The organism is Neobacillus bataviensis, from assembly GCF_019969725.1.
In genome coordinates, this window is the sequence record NZ_JAHXYW010000002.1 from 537064 (window position 1) to 558157 (window position 21094).

Consider the following 21094-nt stretch of genomic DNA (forward strand, 5'->3'; position numbering starts at 1 on the left):
CATCCTCTCAAATATATTAGTTATTTTAATAGTGAATATGTTGGTAGATCGTTTACTTGTGGCTGATGACCTCGTTGGAAGGCTGTCAGCCCTGTTCTGGCAATTTCTTTAATGCCGAAAGGCCGTAGTAACTCTATCAAAGCATCGATTTTGTCAGGGCGGCCTGTAATTTGAACGGCTAAACTATCTTTACTCACATCGATAATCAAGGCGCGGAAAGGATCAATAATTCCGTTGATTTCGCTGCGAAGCTGTGAACTGCTGGCCACTTTTATGAGTGCAAGTTCCCGTACAACGATTGCTTTATCCGTAATATCGGAAACTTTTAAAACATCAATTTGCTTGTTTAATTGTTTGGTAACCTGCTCAAGTCGCTGATCGTCTTCCACTTCAACAACCAGAGTCATTTTTGAGATTCCTTCGGTTTCGGTTTTCCCAACTGAAATACTCTCAATATTAAATTGCCGCCTTTGTAACAGGCCAGTAACTCGATTCAAAACACCACTTCGGTCTTGAACTGTTAGAGTGATAATTCGTTTCATGATGGTTTCACCCCAATCATTTCATGTATCCCTTTACCCGGAGCAATCATTGGAAAAACTTTTTCCTGCTGGAGAACTCGGCAATCCATAAGAACAGGACCATCATAAGCAAATACTTCCGGAAGCTTTGTGATTAGTTCTTCCTGTGTTTCAATCTTTAACCCGCGAATATGATAGCTTTCTGCCAGCTTTACAAAATCAGGCTGTGATTGAAGAATCGATTCGGAAATGCGGTTCCCATGAAGCAGTTCTTGCCACTGACGAACCATTCCGAGCGCTCCATTATTAACGATAATGATTTTGATTGGCAGGTTTTGTTCATATATAACAGATAGCTCCTGCAGGGTCATTTGGAAACCAGCATCCCCAACAATGGCTACGACAGTGCTTTCTGGAGCAGCCATCTGCGCTCCTATTGCGGCAGGAAAGCCAAAGCCCATCGTTCCTAGTCCGCCGGAGGTTACCCAGCGATGCGGCCTGTCAAAATTGTAAAATTGTGCAGCCCACATCTGATGCTGGCCTACATCCGTTGTTACCACTGCTTCCCCATTTGTAACTTTATGGATTGCTTCAATCAGCCATTGTGGGCTCATGCCGGTAGGACTATGTTTATACCAAAGTGGGAATTCCGCTTTATATTGTTTAAGCGTCTCTAACCAGGCTAAGTGTTCCGGCGATTCAGCTGTCTGATTGATCAGCTCGACTAAAGCTTCTTTGGCATCGGAAACGATAGGAATAAGAGTCGGAACATTCTTACCTATCTCGGCTGGATCAATGTCAATATGGGCCACTTTTGCAGTTGGTGCATAGTGTTTTAGGTTACCGGTAAGACGGTCATCAAAACGGGCGCCGATATTGATAAGCAAATCACATTCATACATTGCCATGTTTGCGGTATAGGTACCATGCATACCACCCATTCCTAAAGACAGAGGATTGTTGGCTGGAAATGCCCCTAGACCAAGCAATGTTGTTACCACTGGAAGTTGATGTTTTTCTGCAAATTCCGTTAATTCCGCAGAAGCTTTGCCGTGAAGAACACCTGCACCAGCAAGAATGAGAGGCTTTTTCGCCTTTCCAAGTGCATCCGCCAGTTTTTTGATTTGAAGCGGGTTTGGCTTAGTAGTCGGCTGATAACCTGGCAAATGAATGCTTACTTCTTGTGGCTCTTCGAATAGTTCCCCAGCGGAAATATCCTTTGGAATATCGATTAGGACTGGTCCGGGACGCCCGGTTGAAGCAATATGGAAGGCTTCCTTCACGATTCTTGGCAGGTCGGAAATGGATTGCACCTGATAATTATGCTTGGTTATTGGAGTCGTGATGGCCATAACATCTGCTTCCTGGAAAGCATCTGTTCCGATGACGCCTCGGGCAACCTGTCCTGTAAAAACCACAAGCGGTAAGGAGTCCATCATAGCATCTGTAATTCCTGTCACCAGGTTCGTTGCTCCAGGTCCTGATGTGGCAAGGACGACTCCTGGTTTCCCAGTAATTCGTGCATAACCTTCCGCAGCATGGATGCTGCCTTGCTCATGACGGAAGAGGACGTGATTAATTCTTGCCTTTGCCCGATAAATCGCATCGTAGATTGGAAGAACAGCCCCGCCTGGATAACCAAAAATGGTTTCAACTCCTTCATTAATTAATAAATCAATGAGAAGGTCTGCCCCTGTTTTTGGTGCGGTACTGGTTTGGAATTCCAGTTTTGCTTCTACTTTCACCTTGTATTCCCTCCTTAAGGGTATTTGAATATTTAAAATACTCAGCCTATGGCTGATTTTGTTCAAGCGCAGTAAAAAAGGCCCTATTCTACCCGAATAAACTGCATTCAAGAAATCAAAAGCAGAATAATCGGGGAGAAAAGGCCTTTTCATTTTCTCGGTACCACCCGGTTTCACAGCATTCTTACGAATACTGCCTTATGAAGCGACAATTAAAAAAACGCTTCTTTTGGTAACAGGTGCTATTAATTTAACACCCGATTGCACCTAGTAAGCGAGAAGCTTTTCAGCGCAACACTCAGGGATGATGTCAGAATAAGTTGTATTACTGGGCTTCCAGCAACCCCAGCTCTCTGAAAATACAAATTCTTATTCCTTTATTCCCGTCATCGATTTATTATATTTTTTTGTCAATTGATTCTTCACTTAACACGTTTAGTACCTTAGCTTCCTTGGGAAGGGGAGGGGTACTACTAATTCCCTGCGTTTTCAAACTTTGATTACTGTCTAGCTCCAGCAACCAGCGACTAGTGTCCTTCGCTCTCCGCCCTACGATAAGTCAAGCACGAATGCGCTGACGCTCTTCGTGTTTCCTTTATCTCAGTTGGAGCGCTCCAGGCCTGTCGTGCGCTAAACGGTCGCTTCCGCTTTTCTCTATATCTTCATAATCCCGCCAGTATTGGCAGAGGTAACAAGCTTTGCATATTTTGCTAGATAACCAGTTTTAATTTTTGGTTCTGGTTTAACCCAAGAGGAGCGTCTTTCAGCTAAAACCTCTTCATCTACGAGAAGTTCAATGGAGCGTGCTTCAAGATCAATTAAAATTTTGTCGCCATTTTCAACAAGGGCGATAGGACCGCCTTCGGCTGCTTCCGGTGAGATATGACCGATTGAAATCCCTCGGCTTGCACCAGAGAAGCGGCCATCAGTAATGAGGGCAACTTCTTTCGCTAACCCGCGTCCAGCAATTGCAGAAGTAGGTGCGAGCATTTCCGGCATCCCCGGTCCGCCTTTTGGACCTTCATATCGAATAACAACAACGTGGCCAGATTTTACAGTGCCGTTGTTAATATTTTCTTGTGCCTCATCCTGTGATTCAAAAACAATCGCTTCACCAAGGAAGGTTTTAATCGATGGATCTACTGCTCCAACTTTGATAACCCCGCCATCCGGTGCAATGTTTCCATATAGGATGGACAGGCCGCCAACAGGGCTATATGGATTATCTTTTGTCCGGATAACAGCCTCATTTGTGATTGTTGCTTCCTTCACATTTTCAGCAAGAGTTTTTCCTGTAATTGTTAAGCAGTTATCATGCAGGGCACCTTCCACTTTATACAGCTCATTGATGATTGCACTGACACCGCCTGCACGATGAACATCGTCCATAGAATAATCAGATGCCGGCATAATTTTTGCTAAATATGGAACTTTTTCAGCGATTTTGTTAATATCGCGGAGATCGTATTCAATTCCGGCTTCATGGGCGATGGCTAGTGTATGTAACACTGTATTCGTTGAGCCTCCCATTGCCATATCAAGTGCGAATGCATTATCAATTGCTTCTCTTGTAATGATATCGCGTGGGCGAATATCTTTTTTGACTAATTCAATCAAATGTCTTGCAGCCTGACGAATTAACTCATGTCTTTCTTCTGAAGTCGCGACGATGGTCCCGTTTCCTGGAACGGTCATTCCGAGTACTTCCATGAGACAGTTCATCGAATTGGCTGTAAACATCCCTGAACAGGATCCACATGTAGGGCAGGCCTGAGTCTCGATGTCTAACAGCTGCTGCTGACTAATGGTACCGTTATGGTAGGCACCAACTCCTTCAAATACTGAAGTGAGGGAAAGCTGCTTTCCAGAAGAGGAAACACCTGCTTCCATTGGACCCCCAGAAACAAAAACAGAAGGTACATTGGTTCTGGCGGCTGCCATTAACATTCCCGGAGTGATTTTGTCACAGTTTGGAATGTAAAAAACACCGTCAAACCAGTGGGCGTTAATAACTGTTTCGGCACTGTCAGCGATGATTTCACGGCTTGGGAGGGAATAACGCATTCCGATATGTCCCATGGCAATACCGTCATCAACGCCAATTGTATTAAATTCGAAAGGTATGCCGCCGGCTTCCCGGATAGCTTCTTTAACAATTTCACCGAAATGATTAAGGTGTTTATGTCCAGGGATAATATCAATATAAGAGTTGCAGACACCGATAAACGGTTTTTCTAAGTCACTCGTCTTTACCCCGGTTGCGTATAATAGGCTGCGGTGGGGAGCACGGTCAATTCCCTTTTTAATCATATCGCTTCGCATTTTTCTATCTCCTAACTGACGATGGCATGGTTTGCGCCTGTCGGATAACAAGCCACACCGTCGGTTGTGACAATTTGTCTAAATTCCTCTAATAATTGGTTCGTTATTTCTCCAGGCTTGCCGTCTTTAATTACTCGTTGATCCACTTCAATGACGGCAATAACTTCTACTGCTGTTCCAGTTAAGAAAACTTCATCGGCCACATAAACATCATGTCGTGTGAAAGGAGTTTCCCTCACTTCGAAACCTTTTGCTTTAGCAACATCAATAATGGCATTTCGTGTAATGCCTTCTAATGCACCTAAGTAAACGGGAGGAGTATAGATAACCCCATTTTTTACAATAAAAATATTATCTGCTGAACCTTCTGTTACATAACCTTGATCATTTAGCATTAATGCCTCTTGAACGCCAACCTGATTGGCTTCCAGTTTAACAAGGATATTATTTAAGTAATTCAGCGATTTAATTTGTGGGCTCAGTACATCTGGGCGATTTCTTCTGCTCGCAACAGAGGCGATTTTAATTCCATGCTCATAAAACTCTTTTGGATACATGGTTAATTCCTCAGCGATAATGATGACATTTGGATTAGAGCAGGAAGAAGGGTCCAGTCCAAGATTCCCTTTACCGCGTGAAACAACGAGACGTATATAGGCGCTTTCTAGCTGGTTTCTTCTAATCGTTTCCACGATTAGCTCCGTCATTTCCTCCTGTGTATATGGAATCTTCAACATAATGGATTGAGCGGATTCATATAGCCTTTTCAGGTGGGCATCGAGCCTGAAGACGTTCCCGCTATATACGCGAATACCTTCGAATACTCCGTCACCATATAAAAAGCCATGGTCAAATACTGAAACGACAGCATCCTCTTTCTTGACGAACTGGCCGCCAAGGAATATCCATTGACTTCCCAACTTAACCACTCCTCTTTCATGATAAAACGCTTTAAATGATTAAATCCTCATTTTAAAAGAATAGCCTTGCCCCATCCCTGTTGTAGGGGATGAACAAAGGCATCATTTATCTATTAGATTCTTATTGACGATAATCATACAACCAATCGGAAACATGGTCAATACAAAAATCAGACAATTCAAATTAATCAAAATAATTGTTAGCGTTTTCATTCTTGTCATGATAAGGAAAAGGAGAGGAAAAATTTTTTTGAAAATTTTTTTAAGTGAATATTTTTGCCGTAGAAAGGAGGGGGGGAAACCAGAGGGAAATAACGTGATAGTGTTGGAAACTCGGATTAATTGCATTTTTAGCATTTAGTCCATTTAAGCAGAAAACACTACTGTAAAATAGCGTTTTTACTTATTCCAGCTTTGCGAGATATTCGTACACCTCCCTTAAATTACCGAAACCTTTCTTCTGAGCTATCTCTAGATAATATCGCCAAACTTGTGCAGTCATAGCGGCATCTCCCAGCGCATGGTGCCGATCCTTAATCTGAATTCCGCAAATGCCGCATACGTCTTCAAGCGGCATTGATTTCAAATAAGTATCCGATAGACGGATTAAAAATGAGGTATCAATGATGCGATGATTAAATTTGGTTCGTAAAAAGTCCCAGGTTATTTTTTTCATAAAGATCTGTTCATGGTTGGCGTGATGGGCAACTAGGATAGCTCCGTCAACGAATTTGAAAAACTGCATTAATACTTCTGCAGCAGTCGGCGCATTTCGCAATTCTTCTTCACTCAGATTGGTTAAGGCGGCAATTTCATCAGATAGTGATTGCTCTGATTTTATCAGTGAATAAAACGTTTCTGCGGTCTCGATATGCGGCCCCTTCATTTTAATGGCGCCGATAGATAGAACGTAATCCCCTTTTTCAGGGTAAAATCCTGTTGTTTCTATATCGAACACAACTACTTTTAATTCGTTAAGCGGGGAGTCTAGAGTGTTTTTTTGTCTCATTTCTTTTTGCAGATTCCTGATAAAGGCCATCTGTTGAGGAGTAGATTGTCCTTGTATTCCTGCATAAATATTCAAATTGAGCTTTCCAGAAATTTGCCGAAAAAATTGGAACATCTCATTCATTCCCACTTTTAATCATCCTTTTCTATTAATCTTCTTACTAATCGAAAGAAGGCGGCCCCGTTTCTAATAATGGTTTTTAACTCTTTATTTTGTTCTTTGCTGAGGATTTGGATGGGTAAAAAATGTCCAGATTTATAGTCAGTGTGATTTCCATATAAAAGCCGGTAGTTTAGTAACCTTAAAAACAGCGTTTTGTATATGTCCTTTTCAATGGAAGAAAGACCTGCCTCCTTCAGCTGCTCGAGTCTCGAAAGGGTAGAGGTCCCGGTCACATTAGCTTTAATAGCTAAAAGTCGTACAGCATTAACATATGGAAAGAGTCCTGCTTCTTTTAGATTGAGAGAACCGGCATATGGACCGTGTGTTTCGATTAATAGATTTCCTAGTATGTTTACGCCTTTCTTAAGGTATAGTGTATTTCCTAAAACCTTAGAGATAAGATGTTCTTTATGGATCGTTTGATAGACGATTGATTTTAGTTTTTCTATATTTTCATTCCCGCCATATAGGGATCTTCCATCGATAAAAATGAGTAAATACCGTATGGATTCGAAAGAGGAGTCGAGAAGCCAATTTGTTAACTGCTGCTGCCATTCGAACATGGATTTACACCACATTGGATTGTTGGACATAACACCGCCATCACAGTAATCGTAACCTGTCTGATATAATCCTGCTGTAATCTCCATTCCTAATTCCAAAAAATAGGCTTGTGCTTCTGGGCTTAGTTCCTGATAAATGATACCGTGGTCTTGGTCACTCCAAATAGACTGTTCCGATCTGCCAGCGCTGCCCATGACAAAAAAAGAAAAGGAACAGGGAGGGGAACCATACTTTTCTTTTGTTCGGCAGACGGCTAATTCGATTACTTGTTTCATGATTTCATCATGGAGATTATTTAGCCTAAAGTGGTCGCGAGAAACCTCCCCTATCCGGCTATCCCTGTAATTTCTAATCTCTATGTAGCTGGAGTTCCCCATCCGTTTCACCGCTTTTCTTTAATAGTTAACCCCCACCCCAAAAACGGAGGGGCAGGAATCATGATACATGAAAATTTTATGCATTTAGTTTTTGTTCTGCCTTCATTAATTCAGGGTAGCCGTAACTGCCGTGTTCGCTCATATCCAGCCCAATGATTTCTTCTTCTTCGGAAACGCGAAGTCCGTTCATAATTGCTTTCATAATGGATAGAAGAATGAATGATACGATAAAGGCAAAAGCGCCGCAGGCAAGAACTCCGATTGCTTGAACACCTAACTGATGCAGGCCGCCGCCGTAAAATAATCCTGGCTGACCAACGGTTGCTAATTCTTTTGTTGCAAAGAAGCCAGTTGATAACGTTCCCCAAACTCCAGCTGTTCCGTGAACAGATAGTGCAGCAATTGGATCATCTATTTTTCTTTTTTCAAAAAAGCGGATGCTGTAAAAAACAAGAATTCCTGAGATAAAACCAATCAGGACAGCTGCCCAGGTATCAACAAAAGCACAAGAAGCAGTAATAGCAACTAACCCTGCCAACGCGCCGTTTAACATCATTGGAACATCAGCTTTTCCTAAAACCATCCACGAAATTATCATTGCTGCGACAGTACCTGCGGCGGCTGCCAAATTTGTATTGAGGGCAACGAAGCCGAAGAAGCCTTTGTCAACGGATAAAGTACTGCCGGCGTTAAATCCAAACCAACCAACCCAGAGAAGTAATACACTTAATGCTGTAAACACTTGGTTATGGCCAGCTAAATTGTTCGCAGATCCATCTTTATTATATTTACCAATCCTTGGTTTTAAGATAATGGTTGCGGCCAGGGCTGCCATCGCTCCAGTTAAATGGACTACGGTGGACCCGGCAAAGTCTTGTTTCCCATGCTCTGCCAACCAGCCGCCGCCCCAAATCCAATGGGCGATTGGAGGATAAACGATTACAGAGAAAAGAACAGCAAATACTAGGTAAGCACCTAATTTAGCGCGTTCGGCAAATCCGCCAAATGCGATCGTTAGTGATATGCCCGCGAAGGCTAATTGAAATAAAAAGAAAACAGCACCGGAGAGTGATAAACTATCGATATCATAGCCTGAGTAAAAGAAATCGGAAAAGCCGATCAGGGAATTGCCGCTTCCAAAAATTAACCCAAAGCCCACAGCCCAAAATATAATAGAGCCAATTCCAAATGTAAGGATCGTTTTGCCGGCAATGTGCCCGGCATTTTTCATGCGGGTCGAACCGGTTTCTAATAAGATGAACCCTCCAATCATTAAAATGACAAGGACAGCTCCCAACATGACCCACATACTGTTCATCAAGAATATTGTATCCATTAATGCTCCTCCTTTTAACTATGTTAATTTTCTTAACATTCGGTGTAGTTGTATTTTTACATGGATGTGGATGATGTTTCTATAAGTTTGTTAGAATACCTCACATGGTTTTTGCTTTTACCAAAAAAAGAACCAACTTCTGTTAGGAAGTAGGTCCTTTTCGTAATCCAAACTGGGCGTTTAGTTGCCCTTGGATCATCTTTCTTCTGACATCTTCTTGGTTTTGTTTCTTTTGGGCGCGCAGCATTTCCTTTCGGATTTCATGTGTCTGGACGCCGTCTTCAATTTTGTTGGCGATTTCCACCAACAGCTCTACGTCGGCAAAGGAGTATTTTCGGCTGCCGCCTGGTGTTCTTTCAGGGAAAATCAATTTTCTTTCCTCGTAATAGCGAATTTGACGTTCGGAAAGACCGGTCAGGTCCCTGACGACCCCTATGGTAATAACCTTTTTATCTTTATAGGACATGTCATTTCCCATGACTTCTATCACCACACAATATTAGCATTCTATAAAACTGTTACGTACAAGATATTTTATGTTATATTTTCTCACATGAGATGGGGATTTGGAACAAAAATGATTAAATTTTGAAAAAATATATCATGAGGGAGTTGATTTTTATTTGTTGTCAGGGGAAAAAGCTTTTTTGTAAATACCCTTCAGTTCACTTATTGTAAGAGAGGTAAGTTTAGGGTCAGTGGATTGAAGGGTACCTGATTCTAACAGTCTTTTAATATAAAAAGTCCGCAGCTTCTCTATTCCATCCCTGAAATGTTTTCCCAACCTTTTCCTCTCCTTTATTAGCAATTTTGGAGTGTTCTTAAAAGTTCATTTGCTCTAGAGCCAAGTGTTTTCATTAATTCTTCATACAGCTCATCTCTTAATTGATCTAATTTAAGTATTTTTTCAGCTAATTGAATGTCATTCTTTTGATACATAATAATCTCCCTTTCAATAGTTTATAATGAAAAGTTAGCTGAATTTTTGCAGTTTGTCAGCGAATCTGTTAGATAAATTAACAACCTTTTTCCACTATAGGTTGGTTTTGAAAGTGATTCTCACAAAAAAGAACCAGGCAATTGCCCAGTTCTGTATTTTTTAGAATTCTCCATCAAAAGGTGTAAATGGAATGTTAAATCTTCTTTCCAAGACACGAAGCCGTTGATTAACGCGCTGCAGCCGGCGTTGAAGCTGGTTGATTTCTCTCTCTTGGCGCTCATTTTGCCTTTCAAGTTGATTGAGGCGGCGCTCTATTTGCTGAGGTTGTCTATCAGGTTCATAATGTTCATAATGTTCATAATCATAATACTCTGGTTGTGAGTAAGGCAACGCTTGTGTATACGGGTTAAATTGTCCGTAAGAGTTATAGTCAATTGGGGTTTGAGGGGCTTGGTAATAACCGTATTGATTCATCAGGCAACTCTCCTTTTGTAATAGATACCCTATAAGTTATGTAGTTATTCGCGGAGAGAGACGGCGAATGCCTATATCGCCCTTAAAACAATTTCTCCCAGACTGAACTAACAGAAAAGGAAAAAAGTGATAATATTTTTTCTAGGATATTATGTTGATTATTTTACTTTAGCCTATTAATATAGTAATAAATTAAAAAGTTGAATAAAAATCCATAAAAAATAATATTTATTTTTATTCAAAATATTATTAATGTTTGGTAAAATTATTTTTATAAAAAAATATTTAGGAGGTCAAGAAATGAAAAAAATGAAAGTTATTTCTACTGTATTAATAGCAGCATTTGTTTTTATTCTTTCTGCGTGCGGGACGAGCAAAACGACTGGAGGCAGCGGTTCCGATGATAAAACGCTAAAGGTCGTAACAGATGCAGCTTATGCGCCATTTGAATACTTAGATAAAGGGAAAGTAGTCGGGTTTGATGTTGATTTTATGAATGCAGTTGCCAAGGAAGCTGGAATAAAAATTAAGATTGAGAATGTAGGCTGGGATCCTTTATTTGTGGAATTAGACAAGAAAACAGCTGATATCGGTATGTCTGCCATCACCATTAACGATGAAAGAAAGCAATCATATGATTTTACAAGACCTTATTTCCTATCAACCAACAAGATTCTTGTTCCAAAAGACAGCGATATTAAGAGCGGGGCAGATTTGAAAAACAATAAAACAATTGCTGTTCAAAATGCAACGACAGGTCAGGAAGCGGTTGAAGGCCTTCTTGGTAAAAATAATGAGAAAATCAAAAAATTTGAAAATAACAATCTTGCGATTCAAGAATTAAAAAGCGGCGGAGCGGATGCAGTTGTTGCCGATAACACTGTTATTGAACAATACGTTTTAAACAATCCAAAAGATAACTTTGTTGTCATTGAAGATTCTACTGCTTTTGCACAGGAGTTTTACGGACTAATGCTGCCAAAAGGAAGCAAGCTGAAAGCAGATTTGGATAAAGCGATTAATACCCTTATGGAAAATGGGGAGTATGCAAAAATTTACAAGAAGTGGTTTAAAGTGGATCCAGATGTAAGTAAATTACCAAAAGAATAAGAACCGTTAAGAACAGGAAATTGCGTAACTCAATTAATAGCAGTTACGCAATTTTTGGTTATATTGCGGAAACAGGCTTCATGATGAATAGGCAGGGGGATGTTAGATGGATATTAGATGGGACATTTTAGCTGAATATGCTCCATTTTTTCTTAAAGGAACGTTATTAACGATAGGACTTTCAATTGCAAGTATTTTAATAGGAACTATACTAGGCTTGTTTATTGGATTAGGGAAAATGATGCGAAATAAGCTTCTCGCATTACCGTTTAGTGTGTACGTTACCTTTTTTAGGGGGACGCCATTACTAGTACAAATTTTATTAATACACTTTGCAGTTGTTCCCCTTTTTCTAGGGGAAACAAACGCGATTGCGGCGGCTATTGTAACCCTTTCTTTAAATGCAGCAGCCTATATCGCTGAAATTTTCCGCGCCGGTATCCAATCGATTGATCGGGGGCAAATGGAAGCAGCCCGCTCACTCGGGATGAATCATGTACAAGCTATGCGCCATGTGATCCTGCCGCAGGCAGTTAAACGAATGATTCCTCCACTGGGAAATGAATTTGTCGTGTTAATTAAAGAATCATCGCTGGCATCAATCGTTGCCGCCCCAGAGCTAATGTATTGGGGGAAAGCGATGCAAGGGCAATATTTTCGTGTCTGGGAGCCGTATGTAACGGCGGCGATTATTTATCTAGTATTAACTCTTTCTTTAAGCTTTCTGTTAACGCGTCTGGAAAGGAGGCTGGCAACCGAATGATAAAAGTAGAAAAATTAAAAAAGTCATTTGGAAGCAATGAAGTTCTCAAAGATATTAATGTTACCGTCAAGCCGCAAGAGGTAGTGGTGGTGATTGGACCTTCAGGTTCTGGAAAATCAACATTTCTGCGCTGCTTAAATATGCTTGAGACGATTACGGGCGGCCATGTCTATATTGAAGGAATCGATTTGACCGATAAAAAGACGGATATCAACAAAGTGCGGACAGAAGTGGGCATGGTATTCCAGCAATTTAACCTGTTCCCTCATAAAACGGTAATTGAAAATATTATGCTGGCTCCAATGAAGGTAAGAAATGTGCCGGCAGAAAAAGCGAAGGCAAAAGGTTTGGAGCTTTTAAGAAAAGTTGGCTTAGAAGAAAAAGCAGAGGCCTATCCGGATTCTTTATCAGGTGGACAAAAGCAGCGTGTGGCGATTGCCAGGGCGCTTGCGATGGAACCAAAGATTATGCTTTTTGATGAACCAACCTCCGCGCTTGACCCGGAAATGGTCGGTGAGGTATTAGAGGTTATGAAGCAATTGGCCAAAGAAGGTATGACGATGGTCGTTGTCACACATGAAATGGGCTTTGCAAAAGAAGTGGGAGACCGCGTCATTTTTATGGACGGTGGAGTTGTCGTTGAAGAAAACGTTCCAAAGGAATTATTCGAAAATCCGAAAGAAGACCGGACCAAGTCATTTTTGAGTAAAGTATTATAAGAAAAAGTGAGGCTGAAGCAGCCTCACTTTTTCTTATGGGCTTGACATTAAAAGTCAAAAACGTCAACGATTTGGTCCGCTTTTATTCGGTTTTGGCATAAACGAAAAAGTTGATCATAAAACCCGTCTACTTCTTCCACTGATGCGGGGAGTTTGATTTGTACGGTAGTGGAGCCAAACATTTGCTTAAAATAAGCTTTCCGCTGATCGTTTTTTCCGTCACGTTTAAACGGTTTGTACATCCAAATAATGTGCGGGGAACCGTCTATATCCTGAACTTGGCGAAGTTCGGCTACTGTCGTTGATTTATCATGGGCATAAATCACCAAATAATAAATATCATTGCGATGCCAATCAATAAAGACAAAATAATAACTAGTGTCGGTTTCTGGACGAGTCACCTCATAGGCAGCTAACGTTTTCTTTCCGTTTGTCCACTGGTGGAACTTTGGAAGGGTGCCGCTGACCGTATCAAGTTTTCTAATTTCGTAGATGGATGAATTTGATTGTTCAATATAATTTGATAATAAAATTGCTTGGTCCTTATCCAAAGTTTTTTCTCCTTTAGTCTTTGGCCTAATTATACTTGGAAGGTTGATAAGAAAGGAAGTCTATTGTGACGTTATTTGCATCACTTTTTCATTTGTTGCTTTTGATTTTCTAGTTTTGTTTTTCTTGGAATTTTTGGCATTCCGGTATTGTGAAGGTGATAGATCTGTTACACGTTTAAAGGATTGTGCAAAGAATGACTGAGAAGAAAAGCCGGTAATGGCTGATATACTAGAAATTGGGTAATTAGTAGTTTCTAACAAAATCTTACTTTCCCGGATACGGATTTGAATTAAATATTCAATCGGTGAAACGCCGAATGCTTTCTTGAAGGAGTGGGAAAGGTAGTATTTATTGATATGACCAACCTCTGCAAGAGTAGATAAATTAATCTCTTCACGAAAATGCTGCTTAATATAATTTTTGATGAATGCCACATCTTTACTAATCTTTTCAGAAGAGGTCTTCTCAAGGTTAAAAGTCTTTTTTCTCATCATTTTAAGTAGTAGGATTTCTAAAATATTCTGGATGATCAACTCATAATCTTCCTTTTGATTTTCCACTTCCTCCATCAATTGCTGGAGGTAAAAGAGATAGGCCTTATGCTCCTCTTTATAATTAAAAAAAGTGGCCTGTATCCCAGGGTCATCTGGGGATGAAAAAGCGAGGCCCTGGATACCAAGTGCAATATATTCGAGCGGGTAATCGGGGCCGGATTTTTCGGTGTGCTCGATATTCGGATTAATCACAATTAAATCATGCTCTTTGATGGGGACTTCCTCTTTTGAATAGATAAAAGTTCCTCTCCCCTTGGTAATATACAAAATTTCTGTAAAGTGATGAGTATGATTTGTACTATGCCAATCTTTATCAAATTTTGCTTTTGTTACATAGAGAAGTTTGATAGGAAGATGGCCTCGTTCTGAATTTGGAACTTCATAAACCTCATTGGACAAATAAACCCCTCCTTCATAGACACTTTTCTCCATATTATAGATATTTTAGTGAATTATTACAACGGAAAACAAGATATCTAAAAAACAGAACAAGATGTTTATTGTGAAAGCGTTTTTACCTCTCGTATAATTTACCCATAAAGGGAATAGAAAAAGGAGGGTCAAGATGAAGATGAAAAAGAAGCTTTTTTTGTCAGGAATGACAGCGTTATTATCTCTTAGTTTAATAGCTTGTCAGAGTAGTGAAACCTCAAAGGTGGATGACTCGAAGGACGGTAAAGATTCAAGTAAGAACCAAACTCTTCACATTGCAGCACTTGAATCAGCTTATGGGAAAGATATGTGGACCAAAGTGGCACAAGCCTATGAAGAGGCTAATCCGAATGTTAAGGTTGAGTTGACGGCAGATAAAAATCTTGAAGAAGTCATCAGCCCGAATATGAAAGCGGGCAACTATCCTGATGTAGTGTTATTGGCAACTGGAAGAAAACTGGCGCTGACCGAAACATTGATTAAAGATAAAGCATTAGAAAACATTACAGATGTTTTGGATAAAAATGTTTTTGGTGAGGATTTCAAAGTAAAGGATAAGCTGGTACCAGGTTTCACTGATACACTCGCCACTAATCCATATAATGATGGAAAAACGTATATGGCACCGATGTTCTATAGTCCAACAGGGTTATTCTATAATGCTGCCTTATTAAAAGAAAAAGGCTGGGAAGTACCAAAGACATGGGATGAGATGTGGGCATTAGGTGATAAAGCAAAAGCAGAAGGAATCTCTTTATTTACGTATCCGACGACAGGTTACTTTGATGCCTTCTTCTATTCTTTACTATTAGAAGTGGGAGGACCTGATTTCTACAATAAAGCAATGAAATATGAAGATGGCATTTGGGAATCACCAGGAGCAACGAAAGTCTTTGAGATTGTCGGTAAATTAGCGAAATACACGGCGCCAACAACCGTTGCCAATGCGAATGACAAAGACTTTACGAAAAACCAGCAATTGATTCTCGATAATAAAGCACTGTTTATGCCAAATGGTACGTGGGTCGTGGGCGAAATGAAAGATGCCCCAAGAGCTGATGGCTTTGAATGGGGAATGACAGCGTTGCCGGCTATTGAAGATGGCGGTGACCGTTATGCCTTTACGTTCTTTGAACAAATGTGGGTGCCAGCACAAGCGAAAAATAAAGACGCAGCAAAGGATTTCTTAACGTTTGTGTATTCGGATAAAGCAGCTGAAATATTTGCAGAAGCTGGTGCGATTCAGCCAATAGAAGGGATTTCTGAAAAACTGACGGGTGACAATAAACTATTCTATAGTATTTATGATTCCGGAGCAAAGGCAGGTATGGGTGGATTTGCCGCAACAGAAGCTGTTGAGGGTGTCAGCATGGCAGATACATTATTCAGATCGGTCGACAGTATTGTTTCTGGAGATAAGAAGGTAAAAGATTGGCAAAAAGCCGTTGAAAAGGTGAGTGACAAATTACGGTCAGCATTAAAATAATAATTCACTAGTATAACGGTGAGAAATCTTCCTCACCGTTATATTTATTAATCGAGGTGATAGTCATGAATAAAACGACAGAAAAAAGGATTTTTATTTTTATTTGTACGGTACCTGCACTGATTTTGTTAACCATTTTTATGATTATTCCTACGATTCAGGTGTTCAGGATGTCTTTATATAAGTGGGGCGGATTTTCTAATAATAAGGTATTTGTCGGGCTCGATAACTTCAAAATTCTGTGGAATGATATGAACTTCTTCCGATCCCTTCAAAATAGTATTGTATTGATTGTAATCGTTACACTCCTCACCATGGTGGCGGCCATCTTGTTTGCCACTTTGTTAACGAGAGAAAAGATGAGAGGCAACAGTTTTTTCCGAATTATTTTCTATATCCCTAATATCTTATCGGTGGTGGTCATTGCTGGTATTTTCTCTGCGATTTATGATCCGACCACAGGTTTGTTGAATAATTTACTTGCATTATTTAATCTGGAGCACTTGCAAAAAATGTGGCTCGGCAATCAAAAAATTGCTATTTACAGCATCGGCGGTGCGCTCGTCTGGCAGGCAATTGGCTATTATATGGTCATGTACATGTCAAGTATGGCCAGTATTCCGGAAAGTTTTTATGAGGCTTCTGCCTTGGAAGGAGCGGGAAGGATCAGGCAATTTTTTAGTATTACCCTGCCGTTAATTTGGAATAACATCCGGACAACGTTAACCTTCTTCATAATTAGTACGATTAATTTAAGTTTTCTACTCGTCCAAGCGATGACGGGCGGCGGGCCTGACGGAGCGACGGAAGTCTTTTTAAGCTATATGTATAAGCAGGCTTATACCAATTCTTCCTATGGTTATGGCATGGCGATTGGCGTGGTGATCTTTCTATTCTCATTCGCCTTATCTGCAATCGTCAGCTTTGTCACCAAACGGGAAGTGTTGGAGTATTAAGGAGGTCCATGAACGATGAAATCACAAAAAGGAATGAGTGCTGAAACAGTTTACCGTATATTTATCTACGTTGCTCTCATTACATTAGCCGTCTCTATCATTATCCCTGTAGCATGGGTTTTCTTAGCTTCAGTGAAGCAAAACTCGGAATTTTACGGAAGCCCATGGGCCATGCCAAAAGGTTTCTATTTTCAAAATTTCATTGATGCTTTTCAAAAGGCAAACATGGGTACCTATATGTTAAACTCCGTCCTCGTGACTGCTTTGGCGCTGCTCATATTATTGGCTGTTGCCCTGCCAGCGGCCTATGTGCTTGCCAGATACAACTTTAAAGGCAGTCTATTTATGAATGGCTTGTTTAAAGCAGGATTATTTATCAATGTAAACTATATTGTTGTTCCGATATTCCTACTGTTGTTAGATGGGGATACCTTCTTAAGGGGACAATTTGGCGATGGATTCCTGCTGGACAATTTATTTATTTTAGCTGTTGTTTATGCCTCGACGGCACTGCCTTTCACCATTTATTTGCTGTCCAGCTATTTTCAATCACTGCCTTCCACTTATGAGGAAGCGGCGCTCGTCGACGGCGCTGGATATTTTAAGACTATGATTTCGATTATGATTCCTATGGCCCGTCCCAGTATTATAGCTGTTATTTTATTTAATTTTCTAGCCTTTTGGAATGAATATATTATTGCTCTAACCTTAATTCCAGGTCCGAATAAGACATTGCCTGTGGGGCTGATGAACTTAATGGCGGCTCAAAAGTCTGCCGCTAATTACGGCCAAATGTATGCGGGTATGGTACTCGTCATGCTCCCCACTTTGATTTTATATGTCATGGTACAAAAGAAATTAACACAAGGAATGACCCTTGGCGGATTGAAGGACTAACAGCCGCCTAGAGAAATCCGATCGGAGGACTTATCCATGAAAGCTACTATAGTCGTGATCCTAAAGCTCGTCGTTTTAATCATTTGTCTCTCATTGGTTTTAATTGGCCAAAAGACAGTGGGTAAACTTGAACTGGGCTTGATGTTACTCGGATTAGCCGGTCTCTTAGGGCTGCTATATGATTACAATCGAAAATATGTGTAAAAAAGGACTCGATATCAATGGATTATAAGATTGTGGAGGCGTTTAGATGATTACCTATGATAAAAAAAGCTGGAAGATTCATAACAAAAGAATCTTTATCCTTTCAGCTGCCATCCACTATTTCCGTCTTCCAAAAGCGGAGTGGAGCGAAGTCTTAGACAAGGCAAAAGCAGGGGGCTGCAATACAATTGAAACGTACATACCGTGGAATTTTCATGAAATGAATGAAGGCGAATGGGATTTCTCCGACGACAAGGATTTAGTGCATTTTTTTCAGTTATGTGCTGACAAAGGTTTGTATGTGATTGCAAGACCGGGCCCATATATTTGTGCAGAATGGGATTTTGGCGGATTTCCTTGGTGGCTTTCTACGAAAAAGGGAATTCAATATCGTTCCGCCGACCCTGTCTATTTACAATATGTAGATAAATATTTTGATCAGGTTATACCCATCATTGATGAATTTCAATTGACGAAAAATGGGACCGTCATCATGGTCCAAATAGAAAACGAGTTCCAGGCTTATGGAAAACCAGATAAAACGTATATGGAATACCTACGGGACGGTATGATGGCAAGAGGCATTGAAGTACCATTTGTTACCTGCTACGGAGCCGTTGATGGTGCTGTGGAGTTCCGCAATTTTTGGTCAGGTGCCGAACATGCGGCAGAGATTTTAGATGAGCGGTTTGGCGATCAGCCGAAAGGAGTTATGGAGTTTTGGATCGGCTGGTTTGAACAATGGGGCGGAAATAAAGCGAATCAAAAAACACCTGAGCAGCTTGAACGTGAGTGTTACCAGCTCTTAATTAATGGATTCTCTGTGATCAATTATTACATGTATTTTGGCGGCACCAATTTTGATCATTGGGGCGGCAGAACCGTTGGAGAACAGACTTTTTCGACCACATCGTACGATTATGATGTTGCGATTGATGAATATTTACAGCCAACAAGAAAATATGAAGTTTTAAAAAGGTTTCATTCATTTACAAAGTGGCTCGAACCTGTATTAACCAATGCAGATCAAAGGGGGACGGATTTAAAACTTCCTAGTTATCTAAAATCTCAGCGGGTCGTCAGTCCTTATGGTGAAGTAATATTTATCGAGAATCATAGACAGGAGCGAGTTCAATCTCAGGCTTTACTTGATGGTGAAACGGTTTCGTTTACGATTGAGGCAAATGCGGTTTTACCGCTTGTCCGTCATGTGGACGTAGGAAACAGCTTTTCTATTGTGACACTCACTGGTCAGACGACCGGGTTCGATACCGATAAGGCGGTCATTTATCATGAGGAAGGACAGCGTTCATTTTTGAAATTACAGCTTAATAGAAAGGCTGAAGTTCATTGTCCAATGCCGAATCGTTTTGAAATCAGTGAAAATGACCTGGTTACGTTTCGTTTATTCCATGGAAACCAGCCGCAAACCGTTCAGCTTTCCTTTGAAGATGGTACCAGCTTTTCGATTGAAGTGGTTTCAAGAAAATCTTTAGAAAAAGCAGTTCCTCATTTGGAAAAGAGCTCGGCAATTCATCCTTTACAATGGGAAAAAGCAGACGAAAAGCTTTGTTTTTTAAGCGGAAATGTGAAAGAGGCTGACAAACCGCTTGATTTTAGCAGCTTCGGACAGTTTAGCGGGTATTTAGGTTATGAAAGTGAATTTTATGCTGAGGAAACGAAGGAGACGACGATTGTTTTTACAAGAATCGAGGATCCCGTTTTGGTCTTCTGTAATGATCAATATGTCGGCAAGCTTAGCATGATTGGGGCTGCAGCTATTGAGCTTCCTGTTAAGAAAGGGAAAAATACATTAACATGCCTTGTCCAGAATATGGGGAGATTCAATTTTACCCAAGCACTCGGCGAACCAAAAGGGATGAGTGAAGCCCCTGCTCTTAATGGAAAGTATCTATCAATACGGGAAGGTTGGCAAGTTGAAGGGTGCGGTGTACCTCATCATTTAACCAACATCCCAAAAATTGAAGGGCGTATTGGTTTTTTGAAATCCTTCTTCAATAACGGCTATGATTGTGCAATCCTTGTTGGTGAGGGAGTTTCACGAGTTAAGGTGAATGGAAGGTCCGTAAAAATGTTGATGGAAAGTCAAACAGCTTGGTCTAGGGGCAATGCTGTTTATGGGATTGCAGATATCAGCGATGCTTTAAAGCAGGGGGAGAACGTAATTGATTTAGATGCTCAAAATCTTTCTAGTATTCGCCGGTTTGATCTTTATTTGTTTAATGAAAAGGAGCAAATCCGTAATTGGAAAACAAAATCATTTGCTCAGCTTCAAGAGGAAAAGGAATGGACAGTTGTGGATCCACAAACCATTTCTCCACGCTGGTATAAAAGTTCTTTTGACTGGAATCCAGAAAACGGTCCGATTGTAAAAATTCGGTTGGATGGTATGAGTAAAGGCTGTTTTTGGGTAAATGGCCATTGTTTAGGACGGTACTGGAACATTGGCCCGCAGGAGGAATATAAGATTCCGGCATCCTTTTTAACTCAACATAATGAAGTTGTCATTTTTGATGAAGAAGGCATGAGGCCAGATCAGGTGGCTATTCACTCATATATACCATTTGTAGAGTAAAAAATAAGAAGTTCTTGCGTAATAAGATCTTGGTAGTTTTTAAATGTTTTATCAGGGTCTATCAATATCTGATAGACAATTATAATCATAGTTTGTCGGTTTAATAAAAGGCTTACAATAAAAGCTGCAGTGACCTCACTTTGAAATCATTGTGGCTTTTTCCAATTTACGAACCAATTCACTGGACAATGAAGAAAATATTTAAATCCATACTAAAAAATTGATAGCAACTAAAAAAATAGTGATTACTGAGCTATGTAAAAGGGTCCCCCATTTGTAGATTAACTAGCTTACAGAAATAATTGAATAATTTTCCAATGGTAGAGCCATGTTAAGAAAGATGTCGAGGGTGTGTTCTTCTGGTGGAATTTTTCAGACGAATGATCGTGATTCCAATTGCATTTCCCGTCTACATGATTGGGATTCCCTTGCTGTTGTTGGTGGTTGGCAAGATC

Annotated in this window: 21 protein-coding genes; 8 read left to right on the forward strand and 13 right to left on the reverse strand. The window is 40.4% G+C overall.

Translation table 11 applies throughout. The features are described 5' to 3' along the window. Window positions 1-20 precede the first annotated feature (20 nt). The 11 genes from ilvN to LC455_RS07460 form a co-directional block, all read right to left on the reverse strand. Window positions 21-542 (reverse strand): acetolactate synthase small subunit, encoded by a 522-nt coding sequence (ilvN, locus tag LC455_RS07410; RefSeq protein ID WP_223589482.1) that lies wholly within the window; start codon window positions 540-542, stop codon window positions 21-23. Next, a complete protein-coding gene (gene ilvB / locus LC455_RS07415; RefSeq protein WP_223589483.1) occupies window positions 539-2266 on the reverse strand; it encodes an acetolactate synthase large subunit in 1728 nt (575 codons plus the stop codon). Before ilvB ends, ilvN begins: the two co-directional genes overlap by 4 nt. A 654-nt stretch (window positions 2267-2920) precedes the next feature. Then, window positions 2921-4588, reverse strand: a complete 1668-nt coding sequence (gene ilvD, locus LC455_RS07420) for a dihydroxy-acid dehydratase (RefSeq protein WP_223589485.1) — start codon at window positions 4586-4588, stop codon at window positions 2921-2923. An 11-nt stretch (window positions 4589-4599) separates the two neighbouring features. Then, window positions 4600-5508 carry a branched-chain-amino-acid transaminase gene (ilvE, locus tag LC455_RS07425; protein WP_223589486.1) on the reverse strand — a complete coding sequence of 303 codons (909 nt, stop codon included), beginning with the start codon at window positions 5506-5508 and terminating at the stop codon, window positions 4600-4602. 403 nt (window positions 5509-5911) lie between these two features. Next, complete coding sequence (locus tag LC455_RS07430; RefSeq protein WP_263297721.1) at window positions 5912-6640, reverse strand: exonuclease domain-containing protein; 729 nt, start codon at window positions 6638-6640, stop codon at window positions 5912-5914. Window positions 6641-6648: 8 nt separating this feature from the next. Next, on the reverse strand, window positions 6649-7620 hold the full coding sequence (locus tag LC455_RS07435; RefSeq protein WP_223589489.1) for a DUF294 nucleotidyltransferase-like domain-containing protein: 972 nt from the start codon (window positions 7618-7620) through the stop codon (window positions 6649-6651). Between the two features lie 76 nt (window positions 7621-7696). Beyond that, a complete protein-coding gene (locus LC455_RS07440) occupies window positions 7697-8956 on the reverse strand; it encodes an ammonium transporter (RefSeq protein WP_223589491.1) in 1260 nt (419 codons plus the stop codon). A 142-nt stretch (window positions 8957-9098) separates the two neighbouring features. Next, window positions 9099-9434: a MerR family transcriptional regulator gene (locus LC455_RS07445; RefSeq protein ID WP_223589493.1), complete on the reverse strand. Its 336-nt coding sequence runs from the start codon at window positions 9432-9434 to the stop codon at window positions 9099-9101. Between the two features lie 141 nt (window positions 9435-9575). Then, a complete protein-coding gene (gene fbpA, locus LC455_RS31880; protein WP_369075752.1) occupies window positions 9576-9764 on the reverse strand; it encodes a Fur-regulated basic protein FbpA in 189 nt (62 codons plus the stop codon). Then, a complete protein-coding gene (locus LC455_RS07455) occupies window positions 9758-9895 on the reverse strand; it encodes a hypothetical protein (protein WP_223589496.1) in 138 nt (45 codons plus the stop codon). Before LC455_RS07455 ends, fbpA begins: the two co-directional genes overlap by 7 nt. Window positions 9896-10055: 160 nt before the next feature. Continuing rightward, entirely contained in the window at window positions 10056-10370 is a 315-nt protein-coding gene (locus LC455_RS07460) for a hypothetical protein (protein WP_223589498.1), read from the reverse strand. A gap of 300 nt (window positions 10371-10670) precedes the next feature. Between LC455_RS07460 and LC455_RS07465 the strand changes: the two genes are divergently transcribed. The 3 genes from LC455_RS07465 (at window position 10671) to LC455_RS07475 (ending at window position 12962) form a co-directional block, all read left to right on the forward strand. Then, window positions 10671-11480: a basic amino acid ABC transporter substrate-binding protein gene (locus LC455_RS07465; RefSeq protein WP_223589500.1), complete on the forward strand. Its 810-nt coding sequence runs from the start codon at window positions 10671-10673 to the stop codon at window positions 11478-11480. Between the two features lie 106 nt (window positions 11481-11586). Next, window positions 11587-12243 carry an amino acid ABC transporter permease gene (locus LC455_RS07470; protein WP_223589502.1) on the forward strand — a complete coding sequence of 219 codons (657 nt, stop codon included), beginning with the start codon at window positions 11587-11589 and terminating at the stop codon, window positions 12241-12243. Next, entirely contained in the window at window positions 12240-12962 is a 723-nt protein-coding gene (locus LC455_RS07475) for an amino acid ABC transporter ATP-binding protein (RefSeq protein ID WP_223589504.1), read from the forward strand. Before LC455_RS07470 ends, LC455_RS07475 begins: the two co-directional genes overlap by 4 nt. A gap of 47 nt (window positions 12963-13009) precedes the next feature. Here LC455_RS07475 and LC455_RS07480 read toward each other — a convergent pair whose 3' ends face one another. Continuing rightward, window positions 13010-13513 carry a hypothetical protein gene (locus LC455_RS07480; protein WP_223589506.1) on the reverse strand — a complete coding sequence of 168 codons (504 nt, stop codon included), beginning with the start codon at window positions 13511-13513 and terminating at the stop codon, window positions 13010-13012. A gap of 60 nt (window positions 13514-13573) precedes the next feature. Then, the gene (locus LC455_RS07485; RefSeq protein WP_223589508.1) at window positions 13574-14467 is read right to left on the reverse strand and encodes an AraC family transcriptional regulator; all 894 of its coding nucleotides are present in this window, start codon (window positions 14465-14467) and stop codon (window positions 13574-13576) included. 172 nt (window positions 14468-14639) lie between these two features. Between LC455_RS07485 and LC455_RS07490 the strand changes: the two genes are divergently transcribed. From LC455_RS07490 to LC455_RS07510, 5 genes are all read left to right on the forward strand, one after another. Further along, window positions 14640-15986 (forward strand): carbohydrate ABC transporter substrate-binding protein, encoded by a 1347-nt coding sequence (locus LC455_RS07490; RefSeq protein ID WP_317851422.1) that lies wholly within the window; start codon window positions 14640-14642, stop codon window positions 15984-15986. A gap of 65 nt (window positions 15987-16051) precedes the next feature. Continuing rightward, window positions 16052-16942 (forward strand): carbohydrate ABC transporter permease, encoded by an 891-nt coding sequence (locus LC455_RS07495; RefSeq protein WP_223589512.1) that lies wholly within the window; start codon window positions 16052-16054, stop codon window positions 16940-16942. A gap of 15 nt (window positions 16943-16957) precedes the next feature. Further along, on the forward strand, window positions 16958-17839 hold the full coding sequence (locus LC455_RS07500; protein ID WP_223589513.1) for a carbohydrate ABC transporter permease: 882 nt from the start codon (window positions 16958-16960) through the stop codon (window positions 17837-17839). A gap of 36 nt (window positions 17840-17875) precedes the next feature. Then, window positions 17876-18043 carry a DUF6903 family protein gene (locus LC455_RS07505; RefSeq protein ID WP_223589515.1) on the forward strand — a complete coding sequence of 56 codons (168 nt, stop codon included), beginning with the start codon at window positions 17876-17878 and terminating at the stop codon, window positions 18041-18043. Window positions 18044-18089: 46 nt separating this feature from the next. Further along, the gene (locus LC455_RS07510; RefSeq protein ID WP_223589516.1) at window positions 18090-20639 is read left to right on the forward strand and encodes a beta-galactosidase; all 2550 of its coding nucleotides are present in this window, start codon (window positions 18090-18092) and stop codon (window positions 20637-20639) included. Window positions 20640-21094: the final 455 nt, after the last annotated feature.